Origin of the sequence: Rhizobium sp. LjRoot258 (assembly GCF_964254185.1) — a bacterium.
GTDB lineage: Bacteria > Pseudomonadota > Alphaproteobacteria > Rhizobiales > Rhizobiaceae > Rhizobium.
In genome coordinates this window covers 285,123-304,774 of sequence record NZ_CAXUST020000002.1, presented here as the reverse complement: position 1 = coordinate 304,774, position 19,652 = coordinate 285,123, and the positions used below count along the sequence as shown (strand labels likewise).

At 59.4% G+C, this 19,652-nt stretch carries 12 protein-coding genes; all 12 read left to right on the top strand.

Translation table 11 applies throughout. The annotated features are described in order from the left end of the window. Positions 1-189 precede the first annotated feature (189 nt). The 12 genes from ACSQ9D_RS22260 to ACSQ9D_RS22205 all read left to right on the top strand — a co-directional run bounded on the left by ACSQ9D_RS22260 (position 190) and on the right by ACSQ9D_RS22205 (position 19,628). Positions 190-1,092: a DMT family transporter gene (locus tag ACSQ9D_RS22260; protein ID WP_436284134.1), complete on the top strand. Its 903-nt coding sequence runs from the start codon at positions 190-192 to the stop codon at positions 1,090-1,092. Positions 1,093-1,388: 296 nt separating this feature from the next. Further along, on the top strand, positions 1,389-2,138 hold the full coding sequence (locus ACSQ9D_RS22255) for a GntR family transcriptional regulator (RefSeq protein WP_436284133.1): 750 nt from the start codon (positions 1,389-1,391) through the stop codon (positions 2,136-2,138). Between the two features lie 68 nt (positions 2,139-2,206). Next, positions 2,207-3,733, top strand: a complete 1,527-nt coding sequence (locus ACSQ9D_RS22250) for a putative N-acetylmannosamine-6-phosphate 2-epimerase (protein ID WP_436284132.1) — start codon at positions 2,207-2,209, stop codon at positions 3,731-3,733. Positions 3,734-3,778: 45 nt separating this feature from the next. Next, a complete protein-coding gene (locus tag ACSQ9D_RS22245; protein ID WP_436284131.1) occupies positions 3,779-5,110 on the top strand; it encodes an extracellular solute-binding protein in 1,332 nt (443 codons plus the stop codon). A gap of 53 nt (positions 5,111-5,163) precedes the next feature. Further along, positions 5,164-6,030: a carbohydrate ABC transporter permease gene (locus tag ACSQ9D_RS22240; RefSeq protein ID WP_436284130.1), complete on the top strand. Its 867-nt coding sequence runs from the start codon at positions 5,164-5,166 to the stop codon at positions 6,028-6,030. A gap of 2 nt (positions 6,031-6,032) precedes the next feature. After that, positions 6,033-6,854 (top strand): carbohydrate ABC transporter permease, encoded by an 822-nt coding sequence (locus tag ACSQ9D_RS22235; protein ID WP_436284129.1) that lies wholly within the window; start codon positions 6,033-6,035, stop codon positions 6,852-6,854. 530 nt (positions 6,855-7,384) lie between these two features. Then, on the top strand, positions 7,385-8,776 hold the full coding sequence (locus tag ACSQ9D_RS22230) for a nucleotide sugar dehydrogenase (RefSeq protein WP_436284128.1): 1,392 nt from the start codon (positions 7,385-7,387) through the stop codon (positions 8,774-8,776). A 111-nt stretch (positions 8,777-8,887) separates the two neighbouring features. Next, positions 8,888-10,543 carry a glycosyltransferase gene (locus ACSQ9D_RS22225; protein ID WP_436284127.1) on the top strand — a complete coding sequence of 552 codons (1,656 nt, stop codon included), beginning with the start codon at positions 8,888-8,890 and terminating at the stop codon, positions 10,541-10,543. Positions 10,544-10,553: 10 nt separating this feature from the next. Beyond that, the gene (locus ACSQ9D_RS22220; RefSeq protein WP_436284126.1) at positions 10,554-11,684 is read left to right on the top strand and encodes an HlyD family efflux transporter periplasmic adaptor subunit; all 1,131 of its coding nucleotides are present in this window, start codon (positions 10,554-10,556) and stop codon (positions 11,682-11,684) included. A 116-nt stretch (positions 11,685-11,800) separates the two neighbouring features. Then, positions 11,801-15,517 carry a NosD domain-containing protein gene (locus ACSQ9D_RS22215; protein WP_436284125.1) on the top strand — a complete coding sequence of 1,239 codons (3,717 nt, stop codon included), beginning with the start codon at positions 11,801-11,803 and terminating at the stop codon, positions 15,515-15,517. Then, on the top strand, positions 15,514-16,683 hold the full coding sequence (locus ACSQ9D_RS22210; RefSeq protein ID WP_436284124.1) for an alginate lyase family protein: 1,170 nt from the start codon (positions 15,514-15,516) through the stop codon (positions 16,681-16,683). The genes ACSQ9D_RS22215 and ACSQ9D_RS22210 overlap by 4 nt, the downstream gene beginning before the upstream one ends. Further along, positions 16,680-19,628 (top strand): SEL1-like repeat protein, encoded by a 2,949-nt coding sequence (locus ACSQ9D_RS22205; RefSeq protein ID WP_436284123.1) that lies wholly within the window; start codon positions 16,680-16,682, stop codon positions 19,626-19,628. Before ACSQ9D_RS22210 ends, ACSQ9D_RS22205 begins: the two co-directional genes overlap by 4 nt. Positions 19,629-19,652: the final 24 nt, after the last annotated feature.

The window sequence follows — 19,652 nt, the reverse complement described above, 5'->3', positions numbered from 1 at the left end:
CAAGGCCCCGAAGCGAGGATCTGCCATAAGGTCGCACCCATGAAGCAACGGGTAGGCTTACCAATCAAGAAAGGGCCGAGAACGTCCCTGGCCGCCCGACGGCAGCTTTGCGGTCTTGATTTCTCGTGATTGTCACGAGGCGAGCTTCTTGATAGGCGTCATCCACAAGATGTAACCCGCCGCAGGCCAATGCTCTCACCATCCCATCACCCCGCCCCGAGCCCGCTCGTTGGAATTGCGCTCGCTTGTTCCGGCTATTCGCTGTTTGCCATCCAGGACGCGGTGGTGAAGTGGCTCGTGGCCGATTACGCGGTCCCGCAGATCCTCTTCATGCGCAGCATCATGATTGTTATTGTCGCCGGCATCATGGTCCGGCGGCTGCGGCATCCTTCAATACTGAAAAGCCCGCACCGGAAGTCTCTGCTATTGCGTGCCGGACTCATGCTTGCTGCATGGATGGCCTATTACTCGGCTGCACGCGATCTCGGTCTTGCCGAGATTACCACGATGTATTTCTCAGCACCCATCATGGTCGTGATGCTATCGATCCTCGTCCTCAAGGAAAATGTCGGGCCGATGCGCTGGCTGGCGTGCATCGGCGGGTTCGCAGGCGTGGTGCTGGCAGCCAATCCTGCAGAAGCACCAAGCCTTGGACCGGCCGGAATGGTCATCTTCGCCGGTTTCTGCTGGGCGTGGAGCACGGTGCTTGTTCGCCTTGTCAGTCGCACTGAAAGCACGCTGAACCAGATGATGGCAACAAGCTTCTTATTCGTTGTCGCTTGCGGCGTCATGCTGCCATGGTTGTGGAAGACGCCGGATCTTTTCGGCTGGGTCCTTATGATCGGCCTCGGCTTCGTAGCTGCAGCCGGCCAGTATCTGCTCTATGAGGGCTTCCGCTACGCACCCGCCTCAACGCTCGCGCCGATGGAATATAGCGGCCTCGTCTGGGCGTTTCTCTACGGCTATCTCATCTGGTCGGACGTCCCGACACCGCATGTGGTGGCCGGTGCTGTGCTGATCGTTGCCTCCAGCCTCACACTTGTCTGGTGGGAGCGTCGACAGATGCTTTTGACCCGCCGCCTGACTGCATAGTTTTGGTCACACAGTGGGTCGTAAGAGCCGTCCGCACGCCCGCTTCGTGCGCCATGCTCAGCTTCTAAGAAGCCAGAACGACTTCGAGCTGGTTTCGACAAGCAAGTGTCCGCATCAGAACTGTCATACGGTACGTGAGCCTCTTTCGTGATGCCGAGACAGCCAGCAAATGACCCGATCCGGAGTGGTGCCAGTGGGCCGCTCGTCAGCAATTGCATGAACAGTATAATACCAGTATAGCTCCAGATAACGATTTCCATGAATCTTTTGGCGATCGGTCCATCGCGAGGGGAGCCATGCCAAGTACCAGCTTGATAGAACGTGTCAGCAAGGAATTCGCCCTGACGGCGCCCGATGTGCCCCTCTACAAACGGCTCAAGTCGGCCATTGAAGCTGCCATTCGTTCAAACGTCGTGAAAGCCGGCGCTGTTTTGCCGGGGGAGCGGGTTCTTGCCGAGGGCCTGTCGCTGTCGCGTGTGACGGTGCGCAAGGCGCTGGCATCGCTTGAGGAGGAGGGGCTCCTCAATCGCCGCCACGGTTTCAAGACCGAGGTCGGATCACGTGTCGAGAAGTCGCTGTCGACGTTGACGAGTTTCTCGGAGGATATCCGCGCCCGTGGCATGGTGGCCGGATGCATATGGATTTCCAAGCAGATAAGCCGCCCATCGCCAGCGGAGATGATGGCGCTTGGCGTGTCTGCAAACGCAAATGTCATCCGCATGAAGCGCGTTCGCACCGCGGACGGCGCACCCATCGCGGTCGAAACCTCAACCGTTCCGACCCGCTTTCTTCCAACGCCTGATCTCATTCGAGATTCGCTCTACGAGGCCCTTGCGGCGCGTGGCTTCATGCCCCAGCGGGCAATCCAGCGCATGCGTTCGAGAGCGGCATCCAGCGAAGATGCGCAGCATCTGCACTGCGAGGTTGGCGCTCCCCTCTTGATGACTGAAAGACGCTGCTTCCTGCCTGACGAACAGATCGTGGAATACTGTGAGACACGCTACAAAGGTGACGTCTACGATTTCGTTTTCGAACTGCAGCGATAAGACCAGTTACAAACTGGTTGTAATCTGGTATTTTCTATCTATCGTGATGCCGAAATGGAGTGTCACGAGTGCGACGGGAAGACATCAGGAATAGTCTTATCGTATCCTGCCAGCCGGTTCCCGGCGGACCGATGGATCATGCGGATTTCGTCGCGGGCTTTGCGAAGGCCGCCCTTAAGGCTGGCGCCAAGGCGTTGAGGATCGAGTCGGTCGACTATGTCAAAGCAGTGCGCCCCGTCGTCGCCGCGCCGATTGTCGGCATCGTCAAGCGAGATCTTCCCGACAGTCCGGTTCGCATCACACCTTTCGTCACCGATGCCGAAGCGCTGGCCGATGCCGGTGCCGATATCATCGCCTTTGATGCGACCGACCGCCGCCGTCCGGCTTCGGTGGAGGAGCTTGTCCGCACTGCCAGGGCAAGGGGCAAGCTGACGATGGCAGACTGCTCCTCCATCGCCGATGCGCAGCGAGCCCTTGCCGCAGGCGTCGATTTCGTCGGCACCACACTTTCCGGCTACGTCAACGGGCCGGAGCCGGTCGACCCGGATATCGAACTCATCGTGGCGATGCGAAAACTGACACCCTATGTCATCGCCGAGGGTCGCATCCGTTCGCCTGAACAAGCTGTCGCGGCAGCGCAAGCCGGGGCGTTTGCCGTCGTCGTCGGCTCTGCCATAACCCGCACCGAGCACGTGACCTCATGGTTCAGTGAGGCAATCGGCAAGGCATATCAGCGCCCGCACGACACGAACCGGGAAACCGTGCTTTCCATCGACATCGGCGGCACCAAGACGATGGCGGCGCTCATCCGCGGCGCTGCGGTTCTGGAAGAGATCGTCGTTCCCACCGAACGCGATGCCGGGCCGGATGCCTGGCTCTCGACGGTGTGCGAGAGCACGGCAAGCTGGCGGAACCGATATACGCGGATCGGCATTGCGGTGACCGGCTTCATCCAAGGCGGCAACTGGTCGGCGCTCAATCCGGCGACCCTGCCCATTCCCGATGGCTATCCTCTTCAAGACCGGGTCAGCGATCTGCTTGGCAGGCCGGCTTATGCCGTCAACGACGCGCAGGCTGCGGCGTGGGGCGAATACAAGTTCGGGGCCGGGGCAGGTGGCGACCTTGTGTTTCTGACGATCTCGACCGGGATTGGAGGCGGGATCGTCATCAATGGGAAGCCGCTTTCAGGGCTTGCCGGCCACTTTGGCCTGATCCGGTCGCCATCGCAGGGGCAGGTTCCATTTGAAGATCAGACGTCAGGCAGATGGATTGCCCGCGAGGCGTTGGCGGCGGGCCATCCGATCGATGCGGTCGAGGTATTCGAGCGCGCGCGCAACGGCGAAAGCTGGGCGGCCGATATCGTGTCCCGTTCGGCCCATCGCGCTGCGATGCTCTGCCGGGATATCCAGTTGATGCTCGATCCGGACGCGACCGTCATCGGCGGCGGCGTCGGCCTGGCGCAGGGGTATCTCGATCTCATGCGCAGCCACCTGTCGGGTCTGTCGCCCAGGCTTACGCCGCGTCTTGTGGCGGCAAAGCTCGGCCGCCGCGCAGGCATCATTGGCGCCGCTGACCTTGCTGGAGAGGGCAGGTAGCGGCGAGCGAATGGCATGAAACCCAACAAAAGAAAGGGAACGACGATGAAATTCAACACTGGGTCTCTTCCGGCACTGGCTGCGCTTCTTGCGAGCGTCACGCTGCCGGGCATGGCGAACGCGGCCGTAACGGTGCTCGGCTGGCCGGGTGGCTCGGAAGAAACCGCGCTCAGAGCCACGGTCGAAGCCTACAATGCCCAAGCCGGCATCGGCGACGCCGACAAGGTGCAACTGCTGTTCTTCAACCGCGACGGCTTCTTCGACAAGCTGCAGGCCGACATGGCCGCCGGCTCCGACGCTTTCGATGTCAATCTGGTCGCCACCTATTCGATCGGCCGTTACGCGCCATACATGGAACCGGTTGAACTGGGTCCTGAGTCCGCCAAGGTGTTTGGTGAAGCCGTGCTCAAGACGATGCAGTTCGATGGCAAGCAATATGGCGTGCCCACGGATCTGTCGCTGCACTTCATGTACTACCGAAAGGATCTGGTTGACGCCCTGATGAAGGATGAGGCGGCCAAGAAGACCTACGGGGAAATTGCCCGGAAATACCTCGGCAAGGAGCTGCAGCCGAAGGACCCCGACAGCTGGACCTGGGACGATTGGGCAGCAACCTCACTCTATTTCAGCAAGCAGGTGAATTCGGCAAGCCCGGTGCGCTACGGCACTGTCCTTCAGATGAAGAACCTGCTTTTCAACATGATGGTCTTTCAATCCCTGCCGCGGTCTTATGGTGGCGATTGGATGGACAAGGATGGCAAGATTACGGTTGATTCCGATGCGTACAAGACCGGCCTCGAGCTCTACAAGACGCTCTATGATGCAGGCGCGTCGCCGAAGGATTCGCTCAGCTACGAGTACGCTGAGACCAACGCGGCGTACGGCTCGGGCCAAGCGGCCACGGCGCTGCAATGGAATGCCGCTGCAGCCGATCTGACGAACGCCGAAAAATCGCCGGTCGTGGCCGCGGTAACCGGCATCGTCGCGCCGCCGGCCGGCCCCGACGGGCGCGCCGATCACATTCATGGTCTCGGTCTTGGCCTCAACAAGAATGCCAAGAACAAGGAAGGAGCGAGGAAGTTCCTGAAATGGCTGGCAACGGAAGATGCAGCCCTTCTCTACGCCAGGAGCGGTGGCTCTCCGGCCCTTTCGCCCGATGTCGTTGCCAAGGTTTCCAGCGATCGTCCCGACCTCGTCAAACTCGGTGAATTCGCCAGCAAATACGGCTACGTGATGAACGGCGCCACGTCTGCAAGCGCCCTGTCGGTTTACGAGCTTCAGGCCAAGGAATTCACGGGGTTCTGGTCCGGCCAGCAAGGCCTCGACGATGCGCTTGCCCATGTCAAGACGGGCATGCAGGATCTGTTGAAGAAGTAAGACGAACCTGGCGTCAGGTTTCGCCTGGCGCCGGCCCCATCCGGCGGACCATAATGGCTATTGTAAACCGTGCCGAAGGCAGAGCCTACCTGACGCCGCTTGTGGCGTTCCTGCTTCTCTTCCTGGGCTTTCCGTCCCTCGTCAACCTCATCTATTCCGTCTCGACCGTCAGCTTTGAGAGCCTGCGCAGTCCAAGCCTCAGCGGGCTCGGCAACTACGCTGCGGTGCTCGCCGACCGGGAATTCTGGCAGGCCGTATCTTTCTCGATGCGCTTTGGTATCCTGACCGCACTTGCCGAATGCCTGATCGGCCTGTTCCTCGCGATCTTTCTTGCGCCACTCATTGCCAGACGATCGTTTCTGATGGCGCCATTGATGCTGCCCTTGATGGTTGCCCCTGCAATGATCGGCCTGATGTACCGGCTCGTCCTGCACGAGTTCGCCGGGCCGGTGCCCTATTATCTCTTCTCTTGGTTCGGCGACAGCCCGGCCTTCCTCGACATCAACAATGCTTTTCGCACGCTCGTCGTTGTCGAGACGCTGCAATGGACGCCGTTCGCCTTCCTGCTGTTTTACATGGCCTATGTCGCGATACCGATGGATGTGCGCGAGGCAGCCTCGCTCGACGGCGCACCATGGTACAAGGTCCTCTGGTGGATCGAGCTTCCGCTGATGCTGCCCACGCTCGTCATTGCCTTCTTCATCCGCTTCATCGACGGCTTTCGCGTGTTCGACAATGTCTACGCGCTGACCGGCAGTGGTGCCGGCGGATCGACAACATCGCTTTCGATCTACATCTACCAGGCCTTTTTCAAGGAGGGCGCGATCGGCAAAGCGGTTGCCGCCTCCGTCATTCTGTTCGTAGCATCGCTTGCCGTGCTCTATGGCCTCAACTGGCTCGCCGGGCGCAGGAGGACATAGCGATGGTGAACGTCACACGTTGGATCGTTTTTGCGGCTGCCGCCCTGGCGATGAACTTTCCGGTCATCGTCACATTCGTCACCTCGCTGAAGAGTGCGAGAGAACTATCGGTCAACGCCGGCCTCTGGGTTAGCCAGCCGACGCTCGAGAATTACCTTCGCGTTCTTACCCAGACGGACCGGTTCAACATCTACTCCTACCTTTTCAATAGCATCATCGCTTCGCTCATCGGCACGAGCCTAGCGATCATTCTCACCTTCCCGGCCGCCTATGTCATCGCGCGAAGCGAGACAGGCAAGCGTACCCTGTTGCCGATCATCATCAACCTGCGGGCGGTGCCGCTGATCATCTTCGCAATCCCGCTCTACATGATGTATCAATGGCTTGGTCTTTTGGATACGCAGCTCGGGCTGGGGCTTATCCTGACGATCGTCAACACACCACTCGCGCTTGTCATCATGGTCAACGCCATTTCCGATGTCCCCCTGGAACTTGACGAGGCAGCGAAAGTCGATGGCGCCAGTTCGTGGCAGGTCATGGTGATGATCATCAGGCCTGTCGTTAGGCCAGCATTGGTGACAACCTTCATCTTCGGCTTTATCACTGCCTGGAACGAGTTCCTGTTTGGCCTCATGCTGACGACCAGCCAGGCAGTCCCGATGACCGTCGGCGCTTCCTTCTTCTTTGCCGCCAGCGGAGGCGGGGTGCAGTGGGGAACCGCATCGGCCGTCATGATGCTCGGCGCGCTGCCGCCCGCCGTGCTCGGTCTCGTCATGTATCGACAGATTTCCGGCTCGCTGACCGCAGGCGCTGTGAAGGGGTGACCACCCGGCAGCCCCCTGACGCTTTGTAAATCCCGCACCGCTTTGTCCTGACGCACTCCATTTTGCTGATGTCCCGGGCACGGCACGGTGACCGCAGGTTCACAGAAGCACTACGGCAAAATAACAATAAATACTTCTCATGAAAGTATTGGCGGCGGCGCGCGCAATCTTGCGAAGTCCCAGAGTGAAATAAACTTATCTGCGCTGATTTCAGCGCAAAACAGCTGATGGTTAACGGTGGAAAGCAAGAGACTTTGGCACGGACACTGCGCTGCGCACCTTTCAACACTGCCCATAATCATTTGATTTATTTTACTTATTTAAGCCTCAAGAAGCAGCGCCGAAATCTATATTAGATCTACCTAATTTTTATCTATTGCATACATCGTTATTTGCGCTTAGCATAATTTCACCGCGACAACAAAGACGGTTAATAAACTACGTCTGGTGGGGGTTTCCTTAGACTGCAAGCAAGTGTTTCGGCGAAGTAATTCTCCGAAGAGTTTAACTGTGTGCAGACGGGGTTAAACATGGAACTTGAGCTGAATTCGGTCCGCCTTGCCTCCAAACAAAAAGTCGCTGTTCTAGACAATTACTATCCGAGCGCGGAGGTCCGTCACTATCGAGTAAGTGTCTTTGGCGCCGGCTATGTTGGTTGCGTTTCTTCCGCATGCCTCAGCAAGGACGGATTCGCCGTCGTGGCGGTCGATCCCGACCGGTTTAAGGTCGAGCGTCTTGCCGGAGGTCTGGCTCCGATCGTCGAGCCCGGCCTGGACGATCTGCTGCGACAAGCGCACGCAAACGACCTTCTGAGCGCAACCCACTGCGCGATGGATGCCATCAACGATACCGATATCTCGTTTTGCTGTGTCGGAACCCCGAGCCAGTCGGATGGCACCTTGAACACCAATCATGTTCGTCAGGTTTGCGAAGACATCGGCAAAGCGCTCCGGCACAAAGCCGACTTTCATATCATTGTCATGCGTTCGACGATCCTGCCCGGCACGATGGAAGAGCTCGTCATTCCAACGCTGGAGAAGGCTTCAGGGAAGATCGCCGGACGTGATTTCGGCGTTGCCTACTACCCCGAATTCCTTCGCGAGAGCACGGCAATCGCCGACTACTACAAGCCCGGTGCGATCGTGTTCGGGCAGTATGCGGATGATACGCGCTCCATTGATGCGCTGAAGACTCTCGTCGGCCACATTGACGTCACACCGCATGTCATTCCGATGGGCTGCGCGGAGATCGTCAAATACGCCAGCAACTGCTGGCATGCCGTCAAGATCAGCTTCTCGAATGAGATCGGCAACATCTGCAAGGCCAAGAACATCGACAGCCACGTCGTCATGGATGTGCTGTGCTCCGATACGCGCCTCAATATATCCCGGGCCTATATGAAGCCGGGCTTCGCCTATGGCGGCTCCTGCCTTCCGAAGGACCTGCGGGCATTGACGGCACTCGGCCGCGCCCTGAACGTGCCGACGCCGGTCCTGGACGCCGCGCGGCTCGCCAATGCTGTTCAGATCGATCATGCGCGTTCGCTTGTCGACGCAGCCTCACATGAGACAATCGGCTTCATCGGCGTGACCTTCAAGGCCGATACAGACGACCTCAGGGAGAGCCCATTACTCGAACTCGTCGAGGGCTTTCTTGGCAAGGGCAAGGATGTGCTGATCTACGATCCCAATGTTGCCAGGGATCCGAGCCAGGGCCGCAATTTCCTCAAGCATATAGCGCCGCTCCTCCACGACAGCATCAAGGACGTTATCGCTGCATCCGAAGTCATTGTCGTCGGCAACACGTACCCCGGTCTGAAGGATGCGATCGAAACCGCCGGCAAGCTGGTAACCATCATCGATCTGGCGCGCATCGAAAGACCGGAAAACAGAAACGTCATCTATCACGGCCTGTGCTGGTGACATGCACGTCGCCGGCCGCCCGACAGGGCCGGCGTATCTGGTCAGATATAAACGGGAGGAGGCCCGCGCTTCTCGAGAAGCAGCATGGCATGATCATCGAGGCAAGGAGTGATGGCAAAAACGCAGTATGCCGATGGCTATGGAGCAGTTGCCGCGCCAGTAGATCGTCTACTGACAAAGGTGCGCGACGGTCGGGACGCCAGTTCAGCTTCACGGCTCGTCGCCTGGAGCGAAACGCTGGAAGCCCATCTCGCCTATATCGCTCTGATCCTTTGCATTGCCTCGGTGACGCCACTCGATAGTCTTGCAAGTGCCCATGCCGGTGCGCTTTTCGGCCTCGGCTTCCTCGCCGTCTGGCGATATGGCTGGGGCCTCGCGCATTTTGTGCGATCCAACATCTACCGTTCGATCGTCTTTCCAAGAATGCGCGCCGAGGCCGAAGATGCGATGCGTGAAAGCGCTGACATCGAGGGCGACCAGCATGTTTTTCTTCTTGTCACCAGTTTCCGCATCGACGGCGATACGACTTCAGCCGTCTACCGCGCCGCGTTTGAAGCCGCAAAGCAGGCACCAGGCGGCGCAACCGTGGTCGCCTCCATCGTCGAGATGGGAGACCAGCGTCTGATCAAACTGCTTTACCGCCTGATCTGCGGCCAAGACACCAACGTTCGCCTTGTCATCACACGCATCGCTGGGACCGGCAAGCGCGATGCGCTGGCTTATGCCTTCCGTGCGATTTCTCGGCAGGAGCCTAAGGCAGACGATGTGGTGGCCGTCATTGACGGCGACTCGATCGTACCTCCCGATTTCGTCAGCAAATGTATCGGCTTTTTCCGGGCCGATCGCAACGTTGGCGCGCTTACGACCGATGAGGTCTCACATGTGCACGGCAAGGCAAAGTTCCATATCTGGTACAGCTTGCGGTTTGCCCAGCGCCATATCCTCATGTCGTCGAACGGCTTGTCACGCAAGGTGCTGACGCTGACGGGCCGGATGTCGATGTTCAGGGCGTCGATTGTCTGCAACCCCGATTTCGTAAGGCAGGTCGAATCCGACTACGTCGATCACTGGCGGCTCGGCCGGCTGACGTTTTTGACCGGAGACGACAAGTCGAGCTGGTTCTGGCTCCTGCGCAACCGTTACAAGATGCTCTACATTCCAGACGTTGTCGTCGCGACCGTCGAGGAGCCTCCGTCCAGACACTTCCTGCCAGCGGCGACACAGTTGATGGTGCGCTGGTTCGGCAACATGCTGCGCACGAATTCACGCGCGCTGGCACTCGGGCCATCAAAAATCGGCTTCTTCACCTGGTGGACAATCTTCGATCAACGCGTCTCGATGTGGACCTCGCTTGCGGGACTGGCAATGGTTCTCCTCGTCGGGCTATTCGAGGCACCGTTCGCTTTCCTCATCTACCTGCTTTGGGTGCTCGCAACGCGCTATATGCTGACGCTGATGCTGTTTAACTCGCGCCGCCGCGTTTCGGCCCTCTACCCCTTCTTCATCTATTTCAATCAGATCTACGGATCGGTCATCAAGACCTACATCTTCTTCCACCTCAACAAGCAAAAGTGGACGCGTCAGAAGACGACGCTTTCGGACAACCGGACACGCTTCGAAAGCCGTGTTCGCGAGGCCTCGTCAACACTTGTTCATGTCATCGCGCTCACCGTTTTCGTGACGATCGTCGCCGTCGTCCTCGGACAACTGGCAATTCCGGAAGCACCCATATTTGCAATGGCCTACGGGCTCGACCCGATAAATTGAGGGAGTGGATATGAACGTCGTAAAGTTCGAAGCGGATGTACAACGCCAGCATGCGCGCTACAAACTTCCCTTGAAATGCGTCATCGACGGATACCGCTACACCTGTCTCGACTGGTCGGTTGGTGGTGTGGGGGTTGCGACCGGCAAGACGGTGCTGCCCGAATTCAAAACATTTCCAGTTGACCTTGAATTCCCCTTCGACGGCTTTGTCTTCACGCTGAGGGTCGATGCACAGGTTCGCTACTGCGACCCGACGAAGGGACGCACAGGTTTCCAGTACATGTCGCTGACGGAGGAAAAGCTCCGCTTTCTGCGCTACGTGCGTGATGCTCATCTGAGTGGCGAGGTCGTCACCCTCAACGACGTCCTGGATCTGTCGAGCCGATCCATCGATCCCCGTGGTCGGAAGAAGGATGCCAGCGCTGAGGAACGGTCCTCTGGCGGGTGGTACGAGGCAGTGGCCAGGCGGTGGCTGCGAATTGCCGTAACGTCGATCCTCGGCATCGGGGTAGTGCTTTTCTTATGGGGTGCGCTTTATCAGAAGCTCTGGACCTTCCGCGCCGACCAGTCACTTGTGACGATCGATTCGGCAGCCGTGATCGCGCCGTCAGACGGTGTCGTCACCAACATCGTGACGCAAGGCGCGGTGAAGGCCGGCGATCCCGTGGCGACGATCCTGCCCACCGCCAACAACCGCAGTGTCACCGTGCTGGCGCGCTGTGACTGCATCATTCAGGATGTTCAGGTCGGACTGGACAGCCAGGTCCGAGCCGGACAACGGCTTCTTTCACTGAGCATGCAGAATGCCAAGCCGCACGTCGTGGCGATGGTGGACTATTCCCAAGCCCTGCGTCTCTACAAGGGCGCGCGCGTTCTGGTCGAGCTTCCTGATGGGAAGAGCATTTCGAATGCCGCCATCCGCGATCTGCCGAAGCTGACAAGCACCGATCTGGCGTCCGGCAACAAGATCCCGATCAACATTGACGTCGGCGACACAGATCTCGCCTCGATCGTCGGAACGCCGGTGACGGTGCGGTTCGTGCACTCGCCGTGGACGACGAGCGCCTTGCCGCAAATGCTGAAGAGCGTCGTCGACACGACCGGGACCGAGAGCCGACCAGCAGCGGAAACCAAGGGATAAGAGGAGCGCTCCAGCCAGCCAGGTGTGTGAGGGCAAATCGTATCAGACGAGTTCGATAGCCAGGAATGACGAGGGAGTTAATGCGTATGACATGCACAAAACGAGACCTCGCTAAATTGACCGCCTCAGCTCTGACTGCCGGCGCTCTGCTTTGGGCAACCGGGATTTCCCCGGCATTCGCTCAGACATCGGACAGTGTTCAACAGATCGTCGAGAAAATCCGCCAATCCGTTCTTGACGTGGATAAATCAAGGACGCCCGCTGAGCGGATCAAGGCCTATGACCGCGCCCGCGACCAGTTGGCCACGCTTGCGGTAACCGCGGAAGGTGGTGATGAAACTGCCAGAACCAGCATTGCCAATCTCGAGGCGGACGGCATTACGCCCGACGTCGTCACGACAGGTACCCTGAGCGCCACGTTCGCAAGCCTGACCGACAAGGGGGCCGACCCGGACGCGCGCGTCGCGACGAGACTGATGATCGACGATCTTATCGACGCCCTGTCGACGCCAGGACTCAAAGTCTCGGCTCTGGCCGACTATGCGCGACAGATCGCGAGCGACCACGATGCCGCCTTGACCCTCCTGGAAAGGGCAATCGATGTCAGCACACAGCTTGCCTCGGCGGATGAGAAGAATGCCGCGCTCAACAACATCGCCCAGGTCGGAGCCTATGTCGAACCGAAGCTGACCTCCAACATCATCAATAGGGCCGTCGGTGGCATGTGGCCGGCTCGCATGCGTGGATTTGCCCGCTACGATATCGCCCTGCGCCTGCTCGGCGATAAGAAACTCGGCAAGAAGGGCATCAAAGACGCCAAATTCGAGGACATCTCGGCAACAGTGAAAACCGAACTCAAGGCCAAGCGGGTAGATGAGGCCCTGCTGTTGGCGCTCGCCGTCGATCCGGAATCGTCCGAACATCGCGCCGACATGGTCAACGAGGTCTTGAGCGCAGCGCTCAAAGCAAATGCGGTGAACCTGTTCCCGGTGTTCGCCACGAGCCTCGCCGATCGGAGTGATCAGGAAGACCTGATCGTCCGCATCGTCAAGGACCGCGTCGATGCCGACCGTCTGATCGACGCGACCGCAATGACCGACGCGATGGAACGTGGCCCCGGGCTCGCAGAGATCGACTTCACCCTTGCCTCCGAACTCAGCGATCGTGGGCTGGCGAAGATGGCCACACAACAGTACGATCGGGGCACGGAGATCGTCAAAGCGTTAAGCGGCGATGCCAAGGAAGCCGCCCTGATTGCAGCCATAGGTGGGGCAACCGACCTCAAGCGCTTTGACGACGCCCAGGCCTTCGCAGATCAGCTGACTGACATGCAGGGTGCATCCAATGCCCTGGGCAATCTTGCCAAGGCGTTTGCAGACAGCGACGATTTGAACAAGGCCGAAGCGCTTCTCCCGAAAATCACCACACTCAAGGACCGGGAGCAGGCGCTTTCGGGCATCGGTCGCGCCAAGGCGAGAGAGGGAGACCTCGATGCCGCAACGAAGATCGCTGACGAGATAGCAAACGACGAAGACAAGGGCCGCGTGCAATCGGAAATTGTCCGGGTCTTAGCGCGCAACGGCAAAGTCGACGACGCAATGGGGCTTGCAACCTCCATCAAGGAACCGGAATACCGCGTCGAAGCGCTCCTGCGGCTTGCCAAGGAGATATCCGGAACGGACGATGCCGAAAAGGCGCAACATGTCGTCAGCCAGGCGATCGCGTATGCAGGCGGGGTGGACAAGGCAGACAAGCGCGACGACTTGTTCTTCGACATTATCGATTATTTGTCGAAGTCCAACCAGATCGAGCTTGCCAAGAAGCTTGTCAGCAAGATTTCCGACGAGAAGCTGAAGGCGAAAGCAGCAGGACGCATTGCGAGCCGGGCTGCATGGTCTGGCGACGCCAAGAACGCCATCGCCTATTTCGACAGCCAGCCCGCCGCCCGCGATGAGATGCTCAAAGCCGAGGTGATGATCGCGGCCGCCAACGATCCGGCCTATGTCGAGACGGCCATTCTTGCCACCAGGGAATTTTACGATCCGATGCTGCGGGTGCGCACGTTTCGCGCCATTGCGCAAGCGCAGTTGCGTCACCTCGACCGGCTCGGCTGGGGAATGGGGAAGGGCGACCCCTCAGCGTATAAGGACTGGCTGAAGAAGGCGGCATTGGCGGCTGTGGACGAAGATCCGGCCCAACCTTCGACGGCAGTCTTCAGCGATGGTCGGATGTCTCTGCGCACGACATCCGTCATGAGCGCCTCGCTCACCAAATACGGATACCCCGATATCAGCAAGACAGCCGCGACGACCCGCTCGATGGTACCGCTGCCGACACCGGGACGGATCTCGATAACGCTTGGAAACCTCAGTCCCTATGAAAGCAAATTCATGGAGGATCTCGCAGGCGGATTTACCGGTCTCTCCCACGCTGCGCGCGCACAAGGCCTTCTCTATCCGCGGATCATCGTCATTCAGAGCGGCGTCTACACGCTCGGCAGTCTGGCAATGCAGCTCGATAGCATGGCCGGCGAGCCGCTGGTCGAGCGGGACGGCGACATTGTGACGCTTCGCGCGCCGTTGCTCGTCGGCGAAAAGGCAGGCTTGATCTTGTCCGGTCAGGAGGCGTCTACCTATCGTTTGTCCGCCACTGCCGGTGCCTTTCTGGCGGTCGGCGGCAGGCTCTACATTCAGGACACGACCGTAACGTCATGGGATGAAGCGCTCTTGAAGCCGCGCAGTTCCAGCAAGGACACGCGCGGGATATTCCGGCCCTTCATCGTCGGCTGGAGCAATTCCGAAATGTATATTGGCGGATCGGTCCTGGATTCGCTGGGGTACGCAGCCTCGAAGTCTTTCGGCCTGACGTTTTCGGCCGGACCGAAGACAATTGCCAAGGCTCGCGAGCAGTTGCGAAATCCGACAGGCATCGTCGTCGAGAATTATTTTCACAACTTCGAGTACGGCTTCTATTCCTATGAGGCCGATGACATCTCGCTTATCGGAAACGAATACGCAAACAACGTCCTCTATGGCGTTGATCCCCACGACCGCTCGCAGCGGCTGCTGATTGCGCTCAACACCGCGCACGACACGATGGTCAAGCATGGGATCATCATCTCCCGCGGTGTCGATGCCAGTTGGCAAATCGGCAACGTGGTGTTCCACAACAAGGGCTCCGGCCTGATGCTCGACCGCGACAGCGTCGACAATCTTGTTTACGGCAACCTTTCCTTTAAGAACGACCAGGATGGCCTGACATTCTTCGAGAGCAGTTGCAATCTCGCGGTCGCCAACGCGTTCGTCGAGAATGGCCGCTCCGGCGTGCGCATGCGCAACAGCTGGGACATCGGTGTCCATGACAACGCCATCGTTCGCAACAAGCTCGAGGCGATCAGCGGCTACATCAGCGACCTGTCGCTCGCAGAGGATGAGCACAAGCGCGATCTGGTGATGGATCCATATGTGCCACTGACGACCTTTACCGCCTCCGACAACCTGATCTCTGCAAACGGCAAGGGGATAAAGGCGGCCGGCGTCTCGGGACTGACATTGGCACAGAACGAATTTCGCAATCAGGAAGGCCGTCTCCTCGACGGCGACACACGTCCGTTCGAGGGCCACGTGCTACGCTTCAACGGGCACCAGGACGTGGCGATCGCATCCACATGCCGTCCGCAGCGACCGGCAAACTACGAATGCGCCTTCAGGGAGGCGGGGTTCCTGGGGGAGAACGACGCACTTTTCTTTGACAGCAAAACGTCCGGCAACTGCACCGACGCTCGCGGCTCCGTGCAGTTCGAAAGTTTCCATGGAAAAGGAGACAGCAGTTGAAAAATGCGGCTCACTCTTTTCTCGCGGCACGAACCTCGATTGCCCTGCTGGCGGCCGTCCTCAGTGCGACGGCGCTGCCGGGCGCGACACAGGCATCCGTGGCGCAGGCAGCAAACGGCGGCTATCAGGGCCTCTTTGACGTGAAGGCACGCAAGGATTTTCTCGCACAGAACCCATCATCTGATGCTCGCAAGGCGTGCCTTGCGGTCGACGCCGACGCCAAATGGCTGAATATCGAGGTCATCAAGGGTCTGACGACCACAGAGGGATACGGCACGGACCGGTCCGGCAATCAGTACGCCTGGGCGGTCATGGTCCTGTCCGGCCGCGCGCTTGCCGGTGACAAACGGGCCGAGGAGATGCTCACGGCCTTTCTGCTGAAATGGGCTGACGCCAGCGCGTTCTCTGAAACCGAAAAAATTCACGACGCCTACTACGCCCTGAAACGTCTGATGCTGCCGACTGTCGTGGCCTATTCGATCATCCGCGACGGGCTCGGTGATCAAGACAAGCAGAGGCTGATCGCCTGGATCGATCCGCTGGTGCGACGAACCGATCAGATCTTCGAGGGAAGCGTTGACTACAACAACCATCGCTATCTCGCCGACAGCGTACTGATGGCCTGGGGCAGCCTGACGGGTGATCAGGAGCTTTACCAGAAGGGGCTCGACCGCTTTGGCGTCATCCTGAATGACGCCCGCGCGGACGGCAGCCTTCCTCTCGAAACCCGCCGCGGTGCGCGCGCACTCTGGTACATGCGCCAGTCGCTGACAAGCATGACCGTCATGGCCGAAATTGCCGCCGGCGGGCAAGATGCCCTGTTCGACGCCACGGCGGTCGTCGATGGAAGGAAGAAATCCATGTGGACGGTCCTGTCCTACTGGATGAATGGCATGACCAACCCGATCCTGGTCAAGGCCTACTCCGCCGAGAACTACATTCCCGGACCGGAACAGGACTTCATGAAGCCGGATCTCGGCTTCCTCGAAAACAGGGGCAACGGACGCCACTACCTGGCGTTCCTCGAGGCTCTGGCCGTTCATGAACCACCGAACTTCATTCAACGGCGTGCAAGCGCCCTCCTCGAACGAGAAGGAGCAAACGAACGTCCGCTCATCGACGAATTCGCCGGCGGCAATGCCACCTGCTTCTGGAGGGTAGGATGAGACTGCGCCAGTGGCACTTCTCCATCTTGCTTGCAGCCGGCTATCTCGTCGTCTCAGGGCCGACGGTGGGAGCCGCCGAGCTGACGGCAACGCCGGCCGAGCAGGTCGATCTACTGATCCAGCAGAGCGATGATGAGGGGCTTTTGAAAGTCGCCAAGCAGTTGCGCGGCGGACTGACAGTCTCGGCCGACAATCCGTTGAGAGTACCAAACTTCCCGAAAGCACGCCAAGCCCTTGAGACCGCCGTGACATTGCCCGGCGCCAGACAGGCGGAAGCAAAACTTCTGCTCGCCAAGATGATGCTGGCAGGCGAGGGGGGACCGGTTGACGTCGATCGTGCGCTGGCACTACTCGACGACGTCATCAAGGCGGGCAATGCCGAGGCGGCCTATATCCGCGGGCAGAAGCTGGCATCCCTTCCAAACCGCGATCAGGAAGCGCGCGGCAACCTCAACCTTGCCCTTCGCCTCGGCGACGGCGCTGCGGCATTCGAGCTTGCAAAGCTTTCCGGCGCAACACCGGCACACACCGCTGCGATGACAAGCTTCGGCCTCAACCTTTTGCGTCAGCGCGTTGCGCGAGGGGATGCAGGCGCGGCCTTCGATCTCGGCGGATATTATCGAAAGCTGTCGGACAAGCCCGAGGATCAGAAGGAGGCCTTGGGTTGGTATCGAAAGGCGGCACAATTGGGCCAAACGGCAGCCGTCGTCTGGGTGGCACGCCTGCTCGGCAATCCCGACACGCCGCTCTTCGATCGCACAGCCGCAGTCGAACAATACCAAACAGCCGCACGCGACGGATCGATCGAAGCTGCGCAGGAATTGGTGCGGGACTTTGCTGATGCCGGTCCGCTGAAAGTTCCACCGGACATATACGACGTTTGGATTGCCAAACTGATCGACGCCAAGGACGCAACCGCGGTCCTTTATTATTCCCAGGCATTGCAGGAAACGGCCGAGCAGCGCAGGCAGTCGTCGGACCAGCTCTATGAGGCGACAATGGCCGGCGACGTGGCCAACGTCGACGATCTGATCCGGATCGGCGAGAGCTTTCGCGACGGAGCGGGTGTCGTCATCGACCAGACGCGCGCCGCAAGCATTTTCCGGCTTGGCGTGAGAAATGGGTCCAACGCCGCCCTCACGAGATTTGCGCATCTGGTTATCGATGCCCCGTCTCTGAGAAGCCAAGAAAACGTCGCCCTTGCTCTTGAAAAGCTGAGCGGGCTGGCCGCGAAAGGAAGCGTCACTGGCCAGCTGCTACTCGGCGACATGTACGCCAAAGGCGTCATGGGACAGGTGGACGAGACAAAAGCTATCGACCTTTATCGCAGAGCCCTTGCAGCAGCCGAGTCGGTCGAGGTGCTCAATCGCCTGGCCGAAGTCTACCTCTCATCCGCCGATATGAACAAGCGCAGGAAAGCCTTCCCCTATATCGAGCGCGCCTCTCGCGCCGGCAGCGAGAGCGCCATGCTGAAGGAGGCCGAGGCCTATGCCGATGGCGAAATCGTCGGCCAGGATTTCGATAGGGCAGTCGCGCTCTATAAGAAGGCAATTTCGCTTGGCGCCACCGATGCCTTGGTCAGTTTGGCGAACCTTTATCTTTCGCGTGGCGGGGAGACCGCATTTCGCGATGCGCATAAGGCCTTCTCCGATGCGATCGCGGCCGGGAACCGGGAAGCGCCGGTCGAAATGGCACGATTCCTCAAAGCAAATGGCAAGCTGGACGAAGCGATCGATCGACTGACCGCTGCGGCTCGAAGGAACAACAGCTCGGCTGCTGTCGAGCTCTATGAATATGCGTCAGAACGGGCGCAGGATCCGAATGTCGGGGCGCAATGGCTGCGACTGGCCCTGAAGACGATGAGCGATGTTCCGCGTGAGAAAGTGCATCTGGCAAGCGTCATGCTGATGCCGTCGGATATACGCCTCAATCTCCAGGGAGCCGCGATGCTGCGCGAGCTGGCCGGCGCAAAAATTCCCGGTGCTGCCGTCGCCCTGTCCAGCGTCTATATTGAGGGGAAAGGAGATGTCAAAGATGTCCCGGCCGGCCTGGAACTATTGGAGCAGGCCTCCCAGAAAGGCGACGTCGATGCCCTCTTGAAACTTGGTGATCTCTACATGGACGGCAAGTTTGTCGAAGGCGACGGCCAGAAGGCCGTCAGCTATTACCGCGCGGTGATCACACTTTATCCGGACGATCCGGTCGCCAACATGCGCATGGCGCGCGCCTATCGGGAAGGGCGAGGCGTTGAACGCAATCTGGCTGTTGCGGCGACCTACCTGAAGATTTCCTCTGATGCGGGAAGCCGGATGGCGACGCGGGATCTTGGCCTCGCCTACATCTGGGGCAGCGGCGTCGAAAGGCAGGAAGACAAGGCCATTCAGCTGCTGCGCTCTGCGGCCGAGCACGGCTTTGCCTTTGCCTGGCACGACCTTGCGGAGACATATGGCTCTGCCATCGGCCCCGAGGTCGACGCCTCCCAGAACTTCAGACTTAACATGCGCGGCGCCAGGGAAGGTCACGTATCGGCGATGATCGGAGCGGGCGTCGCGCTTCTATCCGGCTTCGGCACCCAGCGCGATCCGGAGGCGGGCATCCTGTGGCTGGAACGGGCGTCGGCCAGCAGCGGCTGGGATGCTCCCGATGCGATGCACAGGCTGGCCGAGGTCTACAAATTCGGCATCGGCGTTGGCAAGGATCCCAAGAAGGCGCGCGAATGGGAGCTGCGAGCGGCAAATGCGGGCAGCGCCACTGCAATGTTCCATCTTGCCCTGGATCTTGAAGCCGCCAACACGGACGCCAGCAAGGCCGAAGCAATCAAGTGGCTGCAGAGCGCGCGCGCCCTCCAGCATGTTCAAGCCGCAAAGAAGCTCAAAAGAATGGGTGCGGAAGACATGTCTTCCGTATCGCTGCAGGGGGTCGAAGACAATGATGTGGAAGAGTGAGCGCCAACGCAGCGTCACATTTCG